The organism is Streptococcus mitis (assembly GCF_026782865.1).
GTDB lineage: Bacteria > Bacillota > Bacilli > Lactobacillales > Streptococcaceae > Streptococcus > Streptococcus mitis_CG.
On the sequence record NZ_JAKUXK010000005.1, the window covers coordinates 38,039 to 52,844 of the forward strand.

General features: G+C 41.3%; 17 protein-coding genes. 2 read left to right on the forward strand and 15 right to left on the reverse strand.

Annotation, left to right across the window (positions count from 1 at the left end):
* Nucleotides 1–9: 9 nt before the first annotated feature.
* Both MK482_RS04000 and MK482_RS04005 read right to left on the reverse strand, forming a co-directional pair.
* Entirely contained in the window at nucleotides 10–1,059 is a 1,050-nt protein-coding gene (locus tag MK482_RS04000) for an ABC transporter permease (RefSeq protein ID WP_268718047.1), read from the reverse strand.
* On the reverse strand, nucleotides 1,056–1,787 hold the full coding sequence (locus MK482_RS04005; RefSeq protein ID WP_268718048.1) for an ABC transporter ATP-binding protein: 732 nt from the start codon (nucleotides 1,785–1,787) through the stop codon (nucleotides 1,056–1,058). The genes MK482_RS04000 and MK482_RS04005 overlap by 4 nt, the downstream gene beginning before the upstream one ends.
* A 67-nt stretch (nucleotides 1,788–1,854) precedes the next feature.
* On the opposite strand from MK482_RS04005, the gene MK482_RS04010 reads away from it, so the two are divergent.
* Together MK482_RS04010 and MK482_RS04015 are read left to right on the forward strand one after the other, a co-directional pair.
* On the forward strand, nucleotides 1,855–2,265 hold the full coding sequence (locus tag MK482_RS04010) for an HIT family protein (protein ID WP_268718049.1): 411 nt from the start codon (nucleotides 1,855–1,857) through the stop codon (nucleotides 2,263–2,265).
* A gap of 9 nt (nucleotides 2,266–2,274) precedes the next feature.
* Entirely contained in the window at nucleotides 2,275–2,562 is a 288-nt protein-coding gene (locus MK482_RS04015; protein WP_049543780.1) for a hypothetical protein, read from the forward strand.
* A 278-nt stretch (nucleotides 2,563–2,840) separates the two neighbouring features.
* Here the strand turns inward: MK482_RS04015 and dnaJ are convergent, their stop codons facing one another.
* The 13 genes from dnaJ to MK482_RS04080 form a co-directional block, all read right to left on the reverse strand.
* Complete coding sequence (gene dnaJ / locus MK482_RS04020) at nucleotides 2,841–3,980, reverse strand: molecular chaperone DnaJ (RefSeq protein ID WP_268718050.1); 1,140 nt, start codon at nucleotides 3,978–3,980, stop codon at nucleotides 2,841–2,843.
* Nucleotides 3,981–4,207: 227 nt separating this feature from the next.
* Nucleotides 4,208–4,879 (reverse strand): DJ-1/PfpI family protein, encoded by a 672-nt coding sequence (locus MK482_RS04025; RefSeq protein WP_268718051.1) that lies wholly within the window; start codon nucleotides 4,877–4,879, stop codon nucleotides 4,208–4,210.
* Nucleotides 4,880–4,990: 111 nt separating this feature from the next.
* Nucleotides 4,991–6,814 (reverse strand): molecular chaperone DnaK, encoded by a 1,824-nt coding sequence (dnaK, locus tag MK482_RS04030; protein WP_000034661.1) that lies wholly within the window; start codon nucleotides 6,812–6,814, stop codon nucleotides 4,991–4,993.
* Between the two features lie 371 nt (nucleotides 6,815–7,185).
* A complete protein-coding gene (gene grpE / locus MK482_RS04035; protein WP_261034267.1) occupies nucleotides 7,186–7,710 on the reverse strand; it encodes a nucleotide exchange factor GrpE in 525 nt (174 codons plus the stop codon).
* A gap of 26 nt (nucleotides 7,711–7,736) precedes the next feature.
* Complete coding sequence (gene hrcA, locus MK482_RS04040) at nucleotides 7,737–8,771, reverse strand: heat-inducible transcriptional repressor HrcA (protein ID WP_000255759.1); 1,035 nt, start codon at nucleotides 8,769–8,771, stop codon at nucleotides 7,737–7,739.
* A 160-nt stretch (nucleotides 8,772–8,931) separates the two neighbouring features.
* Nucleotides 8,932–9,444 carry a DUF2812 domain-containing protein gene (locus MK482_RS04045; protein WP_268718052.1) on the reverse strand — a complete coding sequence of 171 codons (513 nt, stop codon included), beginning with the start codon at nucleotides 9,442–9,444 and terminating at the stop codon, nucleotides 8,932–8,934.
* Nucleotides 9,445–9,478: 34 nt separating this feature from the next.
* On the reverse strand, nucleotides 9,479–10,054 hold the full coding sequence (locus MK482_RS08975; RefSeq protein ID WP_326845875.1) for a DUF2812 domain-containing protein: 576 nt from the start codon (nucleotides 10,052–10,054) through the stop codon (nucleotides 9,479–9,481).
* On the reverse strand, nucleotides 10,054–10,374 hold the full coding sequence (locus MK482_RS04055; protein WP_268718053.1) for a PadR family transcriptional regulator: 321 nt from the start codon (nucleotides 10,372–10,374) through the stop codon (nucleotides 10,054–10,056). The genes MK482_RS08975 and MK482_RS04055 overlap by 1 nt, the downstream gene beginning before the upstream one ends.
* Nucleotides 10,375–10,493: 119 nt before the next feature.
* Nucleotides 10,494–11,840 (reverse strand): type I glutamate--ammonia ligase, encoded by a 1,347-nt coding sequence (gene glnA / locus MK482_RS04060; protein ID WP_268718054.1) that lies wholly within the window; start codon nucleotides 11,838–11,840, stop codon nucleotides 10,494–10,496.
* A 35-nt stretch (nucleotides 11,841–11,875) separates the two neighbouring features.
* Nucleotides 11,876–12,232 (reverse strand): transcriptional repressor GlnR, encoded by a 357-nt coding sequence (gene glnR / locus MK482_RS04065; protein ID WP_000659548.1) that lies wholly within the window; start codon nucleotides 12,230–12,232, stop codon nucleotides 11,876–11,878.
* Between the two features lie 76 nt (nucleotides 12,233–12,308).
* On the reverse strand, nucleotides 12,309–12,836 hold the full coding sequence (locus MK482_RS04070; RefSeq protein WP_020902185.1) for an FUSC family protein: 528 nt from the start codon (nucleotides 12,834–12,836) through the stop codon (nucleotides 12,309–12,311).
* Nucleotides 12,837–12,971: 135 nt separating this feature from the next.
* Entirely contained in the window at nucleotides 12,972–14,171 is a 1,200-nt protein-coding gene (locus MK482_RS04075; protein WP_261047048.1) for a phosphoglycerate kinase, read from the reverse strand.
* A gap of 273 nt (nucleotides 14,172–14,444) precedes the next feature.
* The coding region (locus MK482_RS04080) for an LPXTG cell wall anchor domain-containing protein (protein WP_268718055.1) at nucleotides 14,445–14,806 on the reverse strand (362 nt) is incomplete at its 5' end.

The following is a 14,806-nucleotide window of genomic DNA, read 5'->3' on the forward strand; positions in this document are numbered from 1 at the left end:
TAAGCAATGTTAGTCCTGCATCTGACGTTTTACCTGATAAGGTAAGTACAAGACTAGTAAAACCAAACCAGCTCCTAGTAAGGCTAGAAGGGCTAGTTTTTCTTGGAAGGTAATCAACCCAACAACTAATTCCACAAGTAAAACAAAACTGGTCAATCCTCGGACTACCGCCTGCAAGCCTTTTTCCTTTTGCCCCTTGTCCAGCGGAAAGAGTTGAGTCAAATACTGGTAGTCAAAGGCATGATAGAGGGCCAGCAACTGGAAGAGCAAGAGGTAGTTAAACAGCACTACCACTGCTGTCGCAATCCAAGCTTGCTCTATAAAAAACTGCGCCAGTATGGAAAGCAAGAGAAGACGGAGACTGAGCGCAAAGAGGTCTCCATTTCGCAGATAAGAACGCAGATAGAGATTTTGCCAAATCTTTCCAGGCACCTTCTGAACAGCCTTTAGGATAAAGTCCAGATAGGCACGACGCTTGACGCTGTTTGAAATTCCCTTGACCTGCGTAAAGAGGGCAAAGAAACGAAGCAAGACTTGCTTACGCTTGCTTTCTTGGGAAATTACATGATCCCAGTCCAGTCCAGTTTCAGGAAAAAATTTGCTGGCCTTTTGACGAAAGAGGAAATATTTACCTACTCCCAATAAAAGCACATAGACCAGAAAAACAGGCAAGCCATAGCCCATTGCTAAAAATAAAGGCGCAAATAACAGCAAGAAAAGGGTCTGGACAAAGAGCCAAAAGACTAGGGAAATGCCAGTTTGACGCTTGAGATGGAGTTTGATTTCCTCTTCTCCGACCAAGAGAAAGAGCTTGTCTGGAGCCTCCATATAGGTGGCAATTCCTCCCCAAAGCAACAGTAAAACAGACGTAATTCCTACAAATAAAAGGATAGGCCAATGATTTTCAGGAAAATGTTGTAAGAGTTGACTGTATTGGTAGGCTAGAAAGCCCAACAGAACAAGCAGGAACAAGACAAAGTGGTCATTGAGAACATAGCGCAAATAACCAAGACACTCCTTACGAAAAGCCTGCTTTCTCTTTAAAAACAAGTCTTTCATAGCTCCTCCTCTTTGGTCAGAGCCAAGTAAATATCATTTAAACTAGCCTCAGGCATATCAAAGGCTTCGCGCAGCTGCAGGAGATTCCCCTTGGCACGCACCTCTCCCTTGTGGAGAATAACAAAGGCATCACACATCTTCTCCGCCGAATCCAGCACGTGAGTACTCATGAGAATAGACTTACCCTTTTGCTTTTCCACTTCCAAAAGCTGAATCAAGTCAGCAATAGCCAGCGGATCGAGCCCAAGGAAAGGCTCATCCACGATGAAAAGACTTGGATCCACCACAAAAGCACAGATAATCATGACTTTCTGCTTCATCCCTTTTGAAAAATGAACAGGAAACCAGTCTAATTTCTGGTCCAAACGGAACATTTTTAACAAAGGTTCTACTCTATCAAAAGCCACTTTCTGCTCAATACCATAAGCCATAGCAACCGTTTCGATATGCTCTCTGAGGGTCAATTCCTCATACAGGCTAGGTGTCTCAGGAATGTAGGCAATTTGCTTGCGGTAGCTCGTTGCATCTTCTTGCAGGGTCAAGCCATTGATATTGATGGAACCACTATAAGGTGTCAAGAGACCAATAATCTCATTAATAGTCGTCGATTTCCCAGCACCATTGAGACCAATCAGACCGACCAGCTGCCCACTTTCAACAGTAAAGGACACATCTTTCAAGACAGGGACATGGACATAGCCACCTGTCAGGTTTTTAATTTCTAACATATTTTCTCCAAATCTGGTATAATGTAGCTATATTATATCAAAATTCAATACAGTAGAGGTAGATTTTATGTCAGATTGCATTTTTTGTAAAATCATTGCAGGGGAAATTCCTGCTTCAAAAGTATACGAAGATGAGCAGGTTCTTGCTTTTCTTGATATCTCTCAAGTGACACCAGGACACACCTTGGTCGTGCCCAAAGAACACTATCGCAATCTTTTGGAAATGGACGCTACTAGCGCCAGCCAACTCTTTGCCCAAGTACCAAAAGTAGCTCAAAAAGTCATGAAAGCTACTAAGGCCGCTGGTATGAATATCATTGCTAACTGTGAAGAAGTCGCAGGGCAAACAGTCTTTCATACCCACGTTCACCTCGTACCTCGCTACAGTGCGGACGATGAGCTCAAGATTGATTTTATCGTACACGAACCAGACTTTGACAAACTTGCTCAAGTCGCTGAAACCATCAAAAACGCATAAGGAGTTGCTATGAAATTATCCAATCTACTGCTATTTGCAGGAGCTGCAGCAGGAAGTTATCTGGTCACAAAAAATCGCCAAACCATCACAGATGAAGTCTTGAATACCACTGACCGCGTTCAAGCTATCAAGGACGATGTCGATATTATCCAAAATAGCCTGCAAATCATTGACCAGCAAAAAGAACTCATCAAGGAATATCAAGAAGACCTGACTTACAAATTTAAAGTCTTGGAAAAGGATATCCAGACTAGACTAGCTGTGATTAAAGAAACACAGGAAATCGAAGGTAAGTAAAAAGAGCCCGACGGCTCTTTTTTAAAAGGTAAACAAGTTATATCCCATCAACTATACATCATAATTTAGGCAACTCATTCACCATTTCACAACTAAATCGAAGACTTTCCGCCGTAATGAAAACACCTGAAACAGCTTGGTTTCAGGTGTCCGGAAACTTTGAGACCTAGGCTCAAAGTTTAGGTATGGAACTTCGAAGAAGGTCGCTACCGTCCGTCATTACTTAAGGAAAGTCTTAAAAATCTACAAGTAAAAAGAGCCCGACGGCTCTTTTTGCTTTATTCACCTTCAAAGGCATCTTTTATATGGTCAAAGAAGCCTTTTTTCTTTGGATTTACTTTCAAGTCACCAGCAGCTGCGAATTCTTTCAAGGCTGCTTTTTGGCGGTCGTTCAAGCCTGTCGGCGTTACGACATTGACAGTAACGTATTGATCACCAACCGCACCACCACGAAGGCTTGGTGCTCCCTTGCCACGTAGACGGAATTTCTTACCAGTCTGAGTTCCCTCTGGGATAACCAATTCAACATCACCATGAACAGTTGGGATATCAACTGTGTCACCAAGAGCTGCTTGGACAAAATTGAGATTGAGATTGTAGAAGATAGTGGTTCCTTCACGTTCAAACTTGTCGCTGGCTTCCACAGAAACCACTACATACAAGTCACCATAAGGTCCACCGTTAAATCCAGCTTCACCTTGACCAGCTAGGCGAATTTGTTGACCTGTTTCCACACCAGCAGGGATTTTTACATGTACACTATGGGCTTGTTTTTCATGCCCTGTTCCGTGACATGTTATACATGGATCTTTGATTTCTTTTCCGCGACCATGACAGACATCACAGGTTACTTGGCGACGCATCATACCAAGCGGAGTTTGCGTATCAACGTTAATGACACCAGCGCCATGACAGCGTCCACAAGTGACTGGACTTGTTCCTGGCTTAGCACCAGAGCCATTACATGTACGACAGCTTGCTTCACGGTTGTATTTAACTTCTTTTTCAGCTCCAAAAATAGCTTCTTCAAAAGTCAAATTCACACGGTATTGGAGGTCATCCCCCTGACGAGGAGCATTTGGATTGCGTGAAGCACCGCCTCCGCCGAAGAAACTTGAGAAGATATCTTCAAAACCACCGAAGCCACCTGCCCCGTTGAAACCGCCAGCTCCACCACCGAAGCCTCCAAATTCACCATTGGCGCCTGCAGCACCATATTGGTCATAGGCAGCACGTTTTTGGTCGTCACTCAAAGTCTCATAGGCTTCTTGAACTTCCTTGTACTTTTCCTCAGCACCAGGCTCCTTGTTGATATCTGGGTGATATTTTTTCGAAAGCTTACGATAAGCCTTTTTGATCTCGTCTGCCGAAGCGTTTTTTGACACCCCCAGACGATCATAAAATTCAGTATTGTTCATAATTCAAGATACAAAGGGCGTCAAACGGACACAGCCAAAATAGGAGTTTTGACGACGGACGCTTGCGTCCTAGAAAAAACTATCTTTTTGACACAGTCCGTAGCCCGTGTTCAATTTTCTGAACACCCTTGTTCCTTTCTATTGATGTTGTGAATCAAACCACAAATTCAGTCGGGTTCAATTCCTTTCTTTTATATTGAGTCAGAAATTTGGGAACCCGTGTTCAGTTACGAACACCCTTGTTCCTTTCTATAATTTTTATGTAAATCTTTACTGTTTTCTATACTCTGCTTCACTTGATTAAACTCTTCATCTGATAGAGTAAATATCAAATCCTCTTCAGCATACTCGTTCTGTTCTTTAAAATAGTTGTCCGTATTCTCTGCCAACCCTAAACCGAAAATCACTTTTCTTGCAAACTCTTGATGTGCAAAACCGATAGCCGTAATGATTTGTTTATCTTGGACAAGAACTTTCGGTTGGAAATTCTCACGTGGAAGAAATTCAAAATAGTCAAAGAAGTTTTGCCAAATTCCACCTGTAAATTTCGTGTCGTTCAACAAGCCTGCTTTCGCCAATAAAAGGGGCGCTGAAGAAATAGCTGCAATTAGGATATCTTGCTCATTAAGACTTCTCAAAAACGAGATCAATTTCTCATCTTGTAGAGCAGGACCTATATTTACCATTCCTGGCAAAATCACACAAGAATACTCTTCTATACGGATTTGATTCAATGTTTTCGTCGGTTGACAGGGCAAACCATCCTCAGAGACCACCATCGAATTCTCAGAAGCTACATAATCAATCGTGATATCAAAAGACAGAGCTAAAGTACTCGTTAAAGCGCTTATCTCATAAAGAGAAAAATTAGGATAAATGACACAAAGTACTTTTTTCATACGTAACATCCTCTATCTTATCGAAAAACAGAGGCTGGGTTGCAACCTCTGGATTTCTTCTTATACTCGCCTGATTCTCAAGCTCGGGATAAAATAGTCCACTGGACTATTTTATTTCTCCGTAAACTCTCCATCTACGACGTCATCGCCTGCGTTTCCTGTGGCTTGTGCGCCTTCTGCTCCTGCTTGAGCTTGTTGGGCTGCTGCAGCTTGTTCGTAGAGTTTAACAGCAAGGCCTTGAGCTTTTTCGTTCAATGCTTCAAGTTTTGCTTTCATGTCGTCCAAGTTGTTATCTTCTTGCGCTTTCTTAAGGTCATCAAGGGCAGCTTGGGCAGCATCACGTTCTGCATCGAAGCCTTTGCCTTCAGTTTCTTTGATTGTCTTTTCAGTCGCAAAGATAGCTTGGTCTACTTCGTTACGAAGGTCTACTTCTTCTTTACGTTTCTTATCTGCTTCAGCGTTAGCTTCTGCATCTTTCATCATGCGGTCGATTTCTTCGTCAGTCAAACCTGAGTTAGATTGGATCACAATAGTTTGTTCTTTTTGAGTTCCAAGATCTTTAGCCTTAACAGACACGATACCGTTCTTGTCGATATCAAATGTTACTTCGATTTGAGGAATTCCACGAGGTGCAGCTGGGATATCTGTCAATTGGAAACGTCCAAGAGTCTTGTTATCTGCTGCCATTGGGCGTTCACCTTGAAGAACGTGGATATCAACGGCTGGTTGGTTGTCTGCTGCAGTTGAAAAGACTTGTGATTTAGAGGTTGGAATAGTAGTGTTGCGATCGATAAGTTTTGTGAAGACACCACCCATTGTTTCAATACCAAGTGACAATGGTGTTACATCAAGAAGGACAACGTCTTTGACATCACCAGTGATGACACCACCTTGGATTGCAGCACCCATGGCAACAACTTCGTCAGGGTTTACTGATTTGTTTGGTTCTTTACCAGTTTCAGCCTTAACAGCTTCAACAACGGCAGGGATACGAGTTGAACCACCAACAAGGATAACTTCGTCGATTTCTGACAAGCTCAAACCTGCATCTGAAAGGGCTTGACGAACTGGAACTTTTGTACGTTCTACAAGGTCACGAGTCAAATCGTCAAATTTAGCACGAGTCAAAGTCATTTCCAAGTGAAGAGGTCCAGCCTCACCTGCAGTGATAAATGGCAAGCTGATTTGAGTTGAAGTTACACCAGAAAGGTCTTTTTTCGCTTTTTCAGCTGCATCTTTCAAACGTTGCATTGCCATCTTGTCAGTAGACAAGTCAATACCGTTTTCTTTTTTGAATTCTGCTACCAAGTGGTCGATGATTTTTTGGTCAAAGTCATCACCACCAAGTTTGTTGTCCCCTGCAGTTGACAATACATCGAAGACACCGTCACCCAATTCAAGGATAGAGACGTCGAATGTACCGCCACCAAGGTCAAATACCAAGATTTTTTCTTCTTTATCAGTCTTGTCCAAACCGTAAGCAAGAGCGGCTGCAGTTGGCTCGTTGACAATACGTTCTACTTCAAGACCAGCGATTTTACCAGCGTCTTTTGTTGCTTGACGTTGAGCGTCGTTGAAGTAAGCAGGAACTGTGATAACTGCTTTGGTTACTTTTTCACCAAGGTAGTCTTCAGCGTAGCCTTTCAAGTATTGAAGGATCATAGCTGAAATTTCTTGTGGAGTATATTCTTTTCCATTTGCAGAAACTTTTTCAGAAGTTCCCATCTTAGATTTGATAGAGATAACTGTATCTGGGTTTGTAACTGCTTGGCGTTTTGCAGCGTCACCAACGATGATTTCGCCGTTTTTAAATGATACTACAGATGGAGTTGTGCGGTTTCCTTCTGGGTTTGCGATGATTTTGCTTTCAGTTCCTTCAAGAACTGCAACTGCTGAGTTTGTTGTACCTAAGTCAATACCGATAATTTTAGACATGTGTTTTTCTCCTTAAATTTTAATTCGAATTTTGATTTTTTTGATATTTCCCTTAAGTGGTGGGGACGTGAGCAACTCCCTTCGGGATTTCATCACTTATTTTTGAGCCTATTGTCTCAAAAATCCCCTGTTTCAGTAGCAAAAGCTACTGAAACTTTCACCACGGCGGGAAATATCTTCCTTGCAAGCCTTCGGCTTGCTTTTTATCTTTCTTTCATAGTTTAGTGTCGTTTCGGACAAGTTTTCTATTATGTTACGACACGAGGAGTCGAAATCGATATTATTTCGACGACGAGTTAGTAAGGAGGCTAGGCAAACGCCATAGCGATTGCCGTTTTCTGACGAGTTGCTTTAGCTACCGTCAGAATTGCCTAGTTGTACACTACTACCATGGCTGGGCGTAGGATGCGGTCATGGAGTTTGTACCCTTTTTGGAAGACTTGGGCGATGGTATCTGCTGGGTGTTCATCGTCTGCTGGGAGAGTTTGGATTGCCATATGGTAGTTATGGTCAAATTCGCCGTCAGCTGCGATTTCTTCAATTCCTTCTTCTTTCAAAGCGTGAATCAAGCTTTCTTGCACCATCTCCAAGCCCTTCTTCACATCATCTGTCAATCCTTCAACCGCGAGTGCACGCTCAAGGTTATCCAAAGAAGGGAGAATCGCTTTTGCCAAGTCCTGGCTACGATAACGTTGCAAGTTTTGGCGCTCTTCATTGGCACGGCGTTGGATATTTTGCATTTCTGCATGAGCGCGAAGGTATTTGTTTTCGTACTCATCTGCACGTTCATTTGCCAAGTCCAATTCAGACTTCTCAGGAGTTGTTTCTTCTACCGTTTCCACAACTTCCTCTTCTTGGACTTCTTCTACTTCTTCATTTTTTATATCTTGGGCCATTTTCGCCTCCTTTAATGATTTCAATCTTAATGTACTTCGTAATGATTACTGCTGAGGTAGCGGTAAAAATCTGTCAACTTCATGGTCAAAACACGGTTGACCACATTGACTTGGTTGATTAACTGTTGGTAATCCAGATTGACTGGACCGATAATTGCTAGAATTCCAACTCCCCGATAAGGAATGAGAAACTTGCTACTAATCACAGCTAAGTCAGCTAGACAGGACTCTTGACTGTCCGCAACACGGACATTTTGCATCTGATCTTCACGCAACCCCTCACGAATCTCCAAGGCCACCTTTTGCGGTTGGTCAAAGAACTGATAAGCTGCCAGATTGGCAAAATTCAAGAGATTGACCTTGCCCGCCACCACAATGTTTTCGTTGAACATTTCCTTAAAGATATGTTCAAATAGATCGATCACATTGTCCGTTGTTGTAAAGTAACGCTGGATAATCTGCGGAATCTCCGTCCGAATCTTGTAGTGAATATCTAGAACGGTATGGCCGAGGAAACGTTCTTGAATGATGCTCTTCAGTTTCAGCAAATCCTCCTGCAAAAAATTCCTTGGAATCAGAAACTGACTGGTAACCGTTCGAGACTCATCTAGGGTGAATACCGCCAAGGCTGTATGTTGCCCCAAAACAACGATATCAAAGGCTGTCAAACGTTGCCTGCTAGGCTCAACATCCAGTGCTACTACCGTACAGCCACTCAAGTCTGTCAGTAGATTAGCAGCCTCTTGCAGAATATCCTCTAGCTTGAAGAATTCCTGATCAAAGGCTTTGACAATCTCATATACCTCATTTTCAGCCAGACGGTCAAAATCCAGTGAGTGTTTCACATAGTACTGAAAACCAGCAACACTTGGCATCCGACCACTTGAAGTATGAGCCTTTTCAAGCAACCCTTGCTTTTCTAGAGCCGCCATGTCATTACGAATGGTTGCGCTGCTAGAGTTAATAGACTCTTGCAAGGCTTTGGATCCGACAGGTTCGTGAGTTTTGGTAAAGATGTCAATAATCAGATTTAAAATATCCTGCTGACGCTCTGTAACCACCTCATCACTCCTCTCTGTCTGATCGATTAGCACTCGATACACTAAAGTGCTAACTTATGATTCTATTATACACCCTTAAAAGAGAATGTCAAGACAAAAACTCAAAAAATTAGCACTCTTTTATCAAGAGTGCTAAAAATCAGTCTGAAGACCTAGAATCCTACCTTCCATCTACTTGGTATTTCCTTTTAAGTCTGAAAAAACCATGGATTAGATAGGAAATCAAGAGAGCATATAAAATAAAAATAACGAAGAAAGACATAGAAAGTTCTTCTTTAAATAAACTCATACAAACAACCAAACCACCTAAGAAAGTAGCTGTACAGTAACGAAGTCTAGATCGCATAACTTCCCACCTGAGATTATTACTCATATAGACTTGATCCTCTGAAAGTATATCAGAAGCTGGTTTACGAAGAATCGAACAAGAACCTGCTCCTATCAATTCCCAACCTCTATTTCTAAAATCTTGCAGTTCATGCTTATATTTTTTAAGAAATCTAGAATCATAGATACAGTAGATGACATCGTCTGGTTGACATTGGTCAAAATAGAACAAACCAAAACGACTAGTTCTATACTTCCAACCTTTCAAATGCATCTCATGTAAATATTCTTCTTCCTTGTCCAGATCAACAATGGTGAAAATCCGAAATTGTACTTTGCTATTCATTACCTTACCTCCAAATCAGAAAACATACATAGTTTTATTTGTCAGATAATTCTTTCCACTTTTGAAACAATCTCCAAAAAATATAAGAAATCTGAATCGCATGGACTATCAATAAAACACCATCTATTATAACAATCAAAAACATTTCCCAACTGAAAGAACTACCTCCAGTGACAAACTTTGAGAAAACCGGTAGTAGAGCTAAAAAGAGAAGCAAAATAGGAAGCATCCGCCTCGTTAAAATCCGTTTGACCATAGCTAATTTCCCGGCTGCGTCATTATAAATTTCAAACTCGGCATCCGACTCAATTCCAGAATGAAGCTTTCTAAAGTAGGAAAACCCATTAAAGTCTGTAATATGCTCCCAACCACAGTCTTTAAACAGTTGTAAATAGGAAGCTCTCTCTGATTTTTCCATTGGGTAAAAGTCCAACTGATAAGACACTTGCTCAGGGTGACATTTTTCAAAGGTATACTTAACTGCAAACAATAAGATAGAATAGCTTACTTTCCTAAGTTTCCAGCCCTTAGCATGCATTTCTCTAAAGTATAGAGCCTCCCTCTCATAATCCGCAATTGTAAAAATTCGATAAACAATTTTCTTTTCCATCATCCTTCCTCCCGACTATTTCTGTAGAGGCGTTCAATACGCTTCAATTCAATATCTAAGACTTTTCGTCCCAAGTCTGTAATCTGATAGATTTTCCGTTTTTCCTCTTCGCGGACAAAGGAAATCACACCATCCTTTTCCATCTTTGACAAGGTTCCATACATAGTTCCAGGACTAATCAAGACTTGCGAATCTGTCATCTCCTTGACCTTTTGCGTAATACTATAACCATGACCTTCCTTTTGCAGACAGAACAAGATATAAAAACCCGTTTCCGTCATCGGAAGATAAACTCGACGAATCTTATCCGTTAATTCCATTTATAAGCACCTCCTATTCAGTTCGATATATCGCACTTCGTTATATAAAATATATCACACCTCGATATAAAACGCAAGAAAAAAGACCACCCTCAGGCAATCTTTCTTCTATATTAGTATTAGTAAAGATCTAAATAGTTATCAATTTCCCATTGTGAAACGAAGGTTGCATAGCTTGCCCATTCGATTCGTTTGGCTTCAAGGAAACTAGTATAGATATGTTCTCCAAGAGCTTCTCTGACAACTTCATCTTCAGTCAGAGCTTTCAAAGCGTTGTGAAGAGTTGACGGAAGGTCTGTAATGCCAGCTTCCTTACGCTCTTCTGCTGTCATGATGTAGATATTTTCTTCGATAGGAGCTGGTGCTTCGATTTTGTTTTCAATACCATGCAAACCAACCTCCAAAAGAACAGCCATAGCGATGTATGGGTTTGCCATCGGATCCACTGAACGCAACTCAAGACGAGTTCCCATACCACGTGAAGCAGGCACGCGCACAAGTGGCGAACGGTTACGACCAGCCCAAGCAATGTAAACAGGCGCTTCATAACCTGGCACCAAACGTTTGTATGAGTTAACCGTTGGGTTCATGATGGCAGTATAGTTGTAGGCATGCTTGATCAAACCGCCAAGGAAATGGTAGGCCGTTTCTGACAACTGCATTCCTTTTGGATCATTTGGATCAAAGAAAGCATTGTTTCCTTCTGCATCAAACAAGGACATATTACAGTGCATACCTGATCCAGCAATACCAAATTTTGGTTTGGCCATAAAGGTTGCGTAAAGACCATGTTTGCGAGCAATAGTTTTAACAACGAGTTTAAAGATTTGAATCTTATCACAGGCACGGAGAACTTCATCATACTTAAAATCAATCTCGTGTTGTCCAACTGCAACCTCGTGGTGACTTGCCTCTACTTCAAATCCCATTTTGGTCAAGACATTCACAATCTCACGACGTGTATTGTCCGCAAGGTCAGTAGGCGCCAAATCAAAGTAGCCACCCTTGTCATTCACTTCAAGTGTTGGATCTCCATTTTCATCCAATTTAAATAGGAAGAATTCTGGCTCTGGTCCAAGGTTGAATGATTTGAATCCCACTTCTTCCATGTGACGAAGAGCACGTTTGAGATTACCACGAGGGTCACCTGCAAATGGTTCACCTTCTGTTGTATAGACATCACAGATCAAACCTGCAACACTTCCATTTTCATCTCCCCATGGGAAGACTGTCCATGTATCCAAGTCTGGGTACAAGTACATATCTGACTCATTGATACGTACAAAACCTTCGATAGAAGATCCATCAAACATAGCCTTATTTGACAAGACTTTATCTAACTGTTCATCTGTAGCAGGAATTTCGACGTTTTTCATGGTTCCCAAAATATCTGAGAACATGAGACGGATAAAGGTAACATTTTTTTCCTTGACTTCACGACGAATATCTGCAGCTGTGATTGGCATGAGTTTTCTCCTTAATTATGACTACTTGCGGTTGCCTAACCGCGACCAAAAGGTGACCGTACTGAAGCAAAGCGACCCTGTTGGAGGAGTTCATTGTGAAGTGCACGACGTACTTCAGTCTGACTAACCGCTTTCTTGGATTTCGCTTCACGTTCAGCATATTTTTTCTTAATGGCAGCGATATTATAACCTTCAGAGATATAATCTTTGATTTCAAGCAGACGATCCATGTCATTCAAGGAATACATGCGACGGTTCCCTTCGTTTCGATCAGGCTTAATCAACTCTTGATCTTCATAATAACGAATCTGACGCGCCGATAGATCGGTCAACTTCATAACACTGCCGATAGGAAAAACAGCCATATTTCGGCGAAATTCTTTTTCCTTCATTTACAATTTCCTTCTTTCTGTCTATTATAGTCTAAAAAAAGACAAACGTCAATTGATAATGTTATAAAATGTAACATTATTTTTCTTTTTTCTCAAAAAAGAGCCGAATGCGGTCAATATCATAATTTACGAGAATTGCGACAAAAACTCCCATGAAAGTTTCTGATACACGCGCAAATACGTACAAAATCGTCTCGCCACTCGGAATCGATAGGGTAATGATTAACATAGCCGCTACACCACCAATTACACCCGCTTTATTATTCATAGCTACATTTGTCATAATGGTTAACATGGTGCAGATTGGAACAACTACTAAAGTTACCCAAAAGGCTTCATGGAAAAAGGTATTTAATAGGAAGAAGACCAGGGCATAGAGGCCACCGATACTATTTCCTAGAATACGCGAAGTCCCAAAATGGACACTCTTATCAAAACTCTCCCTCAGGCTAAAAACGGCTGTCAAAGCACCGATTTGAAGACCTTTCCAACCAAAAAAGCCAAAAATCAAGAGAACTAGAAAAACAGCAATACCTGTTTTAAAGGTTCGCATACCAAGTTTGAACTGGGATTTATCGAATTTATATTTTTTAAAATAACTCATAATCTCAACTTTCTATTTCCATTTTATCATAAATTGGCTGATTTTATGAGGAATAGTTGAGAGGAAGCGTTTTTATTTTAAGCAAAAGAAAAGAGGAACTTTCATTCCTCTCTTCTTTGATTTGTTTATAAAATCTTATTTTTCTGTCAAGGCTGCAAGTCCTGGAAGAACTTTACCTTCAAGAAGTTCCATTGATGCACCACCACCAGTAGAGATCCATGAGAATTTATCTGCACGTCCAAGGTTGATCGCTGCGGCAGCTGAGTCACCACCACCGATGATTGATTTAACGCCTGGTTGTTTCACGATAGCGTCCATCACACCAATTGTACCAGCTTGGAAGTCTGGGTTTTCAAATACACCCATAGGTCCGTTCCATACAACTGTTTTCGCACCAGTCAAAGCTTCGTCAAATTTAGCGATAGATTTTGGACCGATGTCAAGACCAAGGAAGCCTTCAGAAACTGCTTCACCTTCAGTGTCACGCACTTCAGTGTAACCAGCAAAGGCGTTAGCTTCTTTTGAGTCAACTGGCAAGATCAATTTACCGTTTGCTTTTTCAAGAAGAGCTTTCGCAACATCCAATTTGTCTTCTTCTACAAGTGAGTTACCGATTTCGATACCTTGTGCTTTGTAGAATGTGTAAGTCATACCACCACCGATAAGGACTTTATCAGCTTTTTCAAGCAAGTTTTCGATAACACCGATCTTGTCTGAAACTTTTGAACCACCAAGGATAGCCACGAATGGACGTTCTGGAGCTTCAACTGCTTCTTGGATGTAGGCAATTTCGTTTTCAAGAAGGAAACCAGCAACTGCTTTTTCAACGTTTGCTGAGATACCAACGTTAGATGCGTGTGCACGGTGAGCTGTACCGAATGCATCGTTTACGAAGATACCATCTCCAAGTGATGCCCAGTATTTACCAAGTTCAGGATCGTTTTTAGATTCTTTTTTGCCGTCAACATCTTCGTAGCGAGTGTTTTCAACCAAGAGAACTTGTCCATCTTCAAGAGCGTTGATTGCCGCTTCCAATTCAGCACCACGAGTGACACCTGGAAGGAAAGTAACGTCTTGACCCAATTTAGCTGCCAAGTCAGCAGCTACAGGAGCAAGTGATTTACCAGCTTTGTCTGCTTCTTCTTTTACACGGCCAAGGTGAGAGAAGAGGATAGCACGTCCACCTTGTTCAAGAATGTACTTGATAGTTGGAAGAGCTGCAGTGATACGGTTGTCGTTGGTAATCACGCCATCTTTTACAGGTACGTTGAAGTCAACACGAACGAGAACTTTTTTCCCTTTCAAGTCAACGTCTTTAACAGTCAATTTTGCCATTAGATATGACTCCTTCTTTTTTTATACGTGTTAATTATATCACAAAATCACCAAAAGAGATAGAAAAACCCTAAACTTTTCCAGTTCTTTCTTGCAACGAAAACTAGCATTTCTGAAAATCAAAACTAGAAAAACCTTTCCAAATCACTAAGTAATATAAGAAAAACTAGTTAATCCATCTCATTCTTCCACTGATTTTTACTAGTTAAAACGAGGTTTGACTAATCCGCAGTCAAACCTTGTTTTTAGTTGTTATGAGGAAATGCAAGAATCCTAAATCGATTCGTTTTCTCTCTTCTTTCCAGCAAGTAGGCCATAGCCACTCATCACTCCGAGGAGTCCTAGTGCTACTAGACTAGCATCTCTTGTTACTCCAGTATTTGGAAGTTCTTTACCTACTTTTTCATTTGTCGGTATTGCTAAAAGAGCTTGACCTGTTTTTTGAGAGTCTTGCTCTTCTTTCGTTCCAACTTCAACAATTTCCGGAAGAGCTTCCTTGAGAACTTCTGTTGTACGAAGGGTACGATTGCCATGGGAATCTACTTCTACTAGATGACGAACTTGTCCTTCTTCTCCAACTTGCACAATACGACGTTGACCTTTGAGAAGCTCTGAGTTTGGACGTTCTTGACGTT

What these genes read in the sequence shown, in the direction of transcription:
- MK482_RS04010 (WP_268718049.1), top strand. Translation starts at nt 1,855, where the DNA reads ATGTCAGATTGCATTTTTTGTAAAATCATTGCAGGGGAAATTCCTGCT.
- MK482_RS04070 (WP_020902185.1), bottom strand. Translation starts at nt 12,836, where the DNA reads ATGAGTTATTTTAAAAAATATAAATTCGATAAATCCCAGTTCAAACTT.
- dnaK (WP_000034661.1), bottom strand. Translation starts at nt 6,814, where the DNA reads ATGTCTAAAATTATCGGTATTGACTTAGGTACAACAAACTCAGCAGTT.
- MK482_RS04075 (WP_261047048.1), bottom strand. Translation starts at nt 14,171, where the DNA reads ATGGCAAAATTGACTGTTAAAGACGTTGACTTGAAAGGGAAAAAAGTT.
- grpE (WP_261034267.1), bottom strand. Translation starts at nt 7,710, where the DNA reads ATGGCCCAAGATATAAAAAATGAAGAAGTAGAAGAAGTCCAAGAAGAG.
- dnaJ (WP_268718050.1), bottom strand. Translation starts at nt 3,980, where the DNA reads ATGAACAATACTGAATTTTATGATCGTCTGGGGGTGTCAAAAAACGCT.
- glnA (WP_268718054.1), bottom strand. Translation starts at nt 11,840, where the DNA reads ATGCCAATCACAGCTGCAGATATTCGTCGTGAAGTCAAGGAAAAAAAT.
- glnR (WP_000659548.1), bottom strand. Translation starts at nt 12,232, where the DNA reads ATGAAGGAAAAAGAATTTCGCCGAAATATGGCTGTTTTTCCTATCGGC.
- MK482_RS08975 (WP_326845875.1), bottom strand. Translation starts at nt 10,054, where the DNA reads ATGGAAAAGAAAATTGTTTATCGAATTTTTACAATTGCGGATTATGAG.
- MK482_RS04000 (WP_268718047.1), bottom strand. Translation starts at nt 1,059, where the DNA reads ATGAAAGACTTGTTTTTAAAGAGAAAGCAGGCTTTTCGTAAGGAGTGT.
- MK482_RS04045 (WP_268718052.1), bottom strand. Translation starts at nt 9,444, where the DNA reads ATGAATAGCAAAGTACAATTTCGGATTTTCACCATTGTTGATCTGGAC.
- MK482_RS04025 (WP_268718051.1), bottom strand. Translation starts at nt 4,879, where the DNA reads ATGAAAAAAGTACTTTGTGTCATTTATCCTAATTTTTCTCTTTATGAG.
- MK482_RS04015 (WP_049543780.1), top strand. Translation starts at nt 2,275, where the DNA reads ATGAAATTATCCAATCTACTGCTATTTGCAGGAGCTGCAGCAGGAAGT.
- MK482_RS04005 (WP_268718048.1), bottom strand. Translation starts at nt 1,787, where the DNA reads ATGTTAGAAATTAAAAACCTGACAGGTGGCTATGTCCATGTCCCTGTC.
- MK482_RS04055 (WP_268718053.1), bottom strand. Translation starts at nt 10,374, where the DNA reads ATGGAATTAACGGATAAGATTCGTCGAGTTTATCTTCCGATGACGGAA.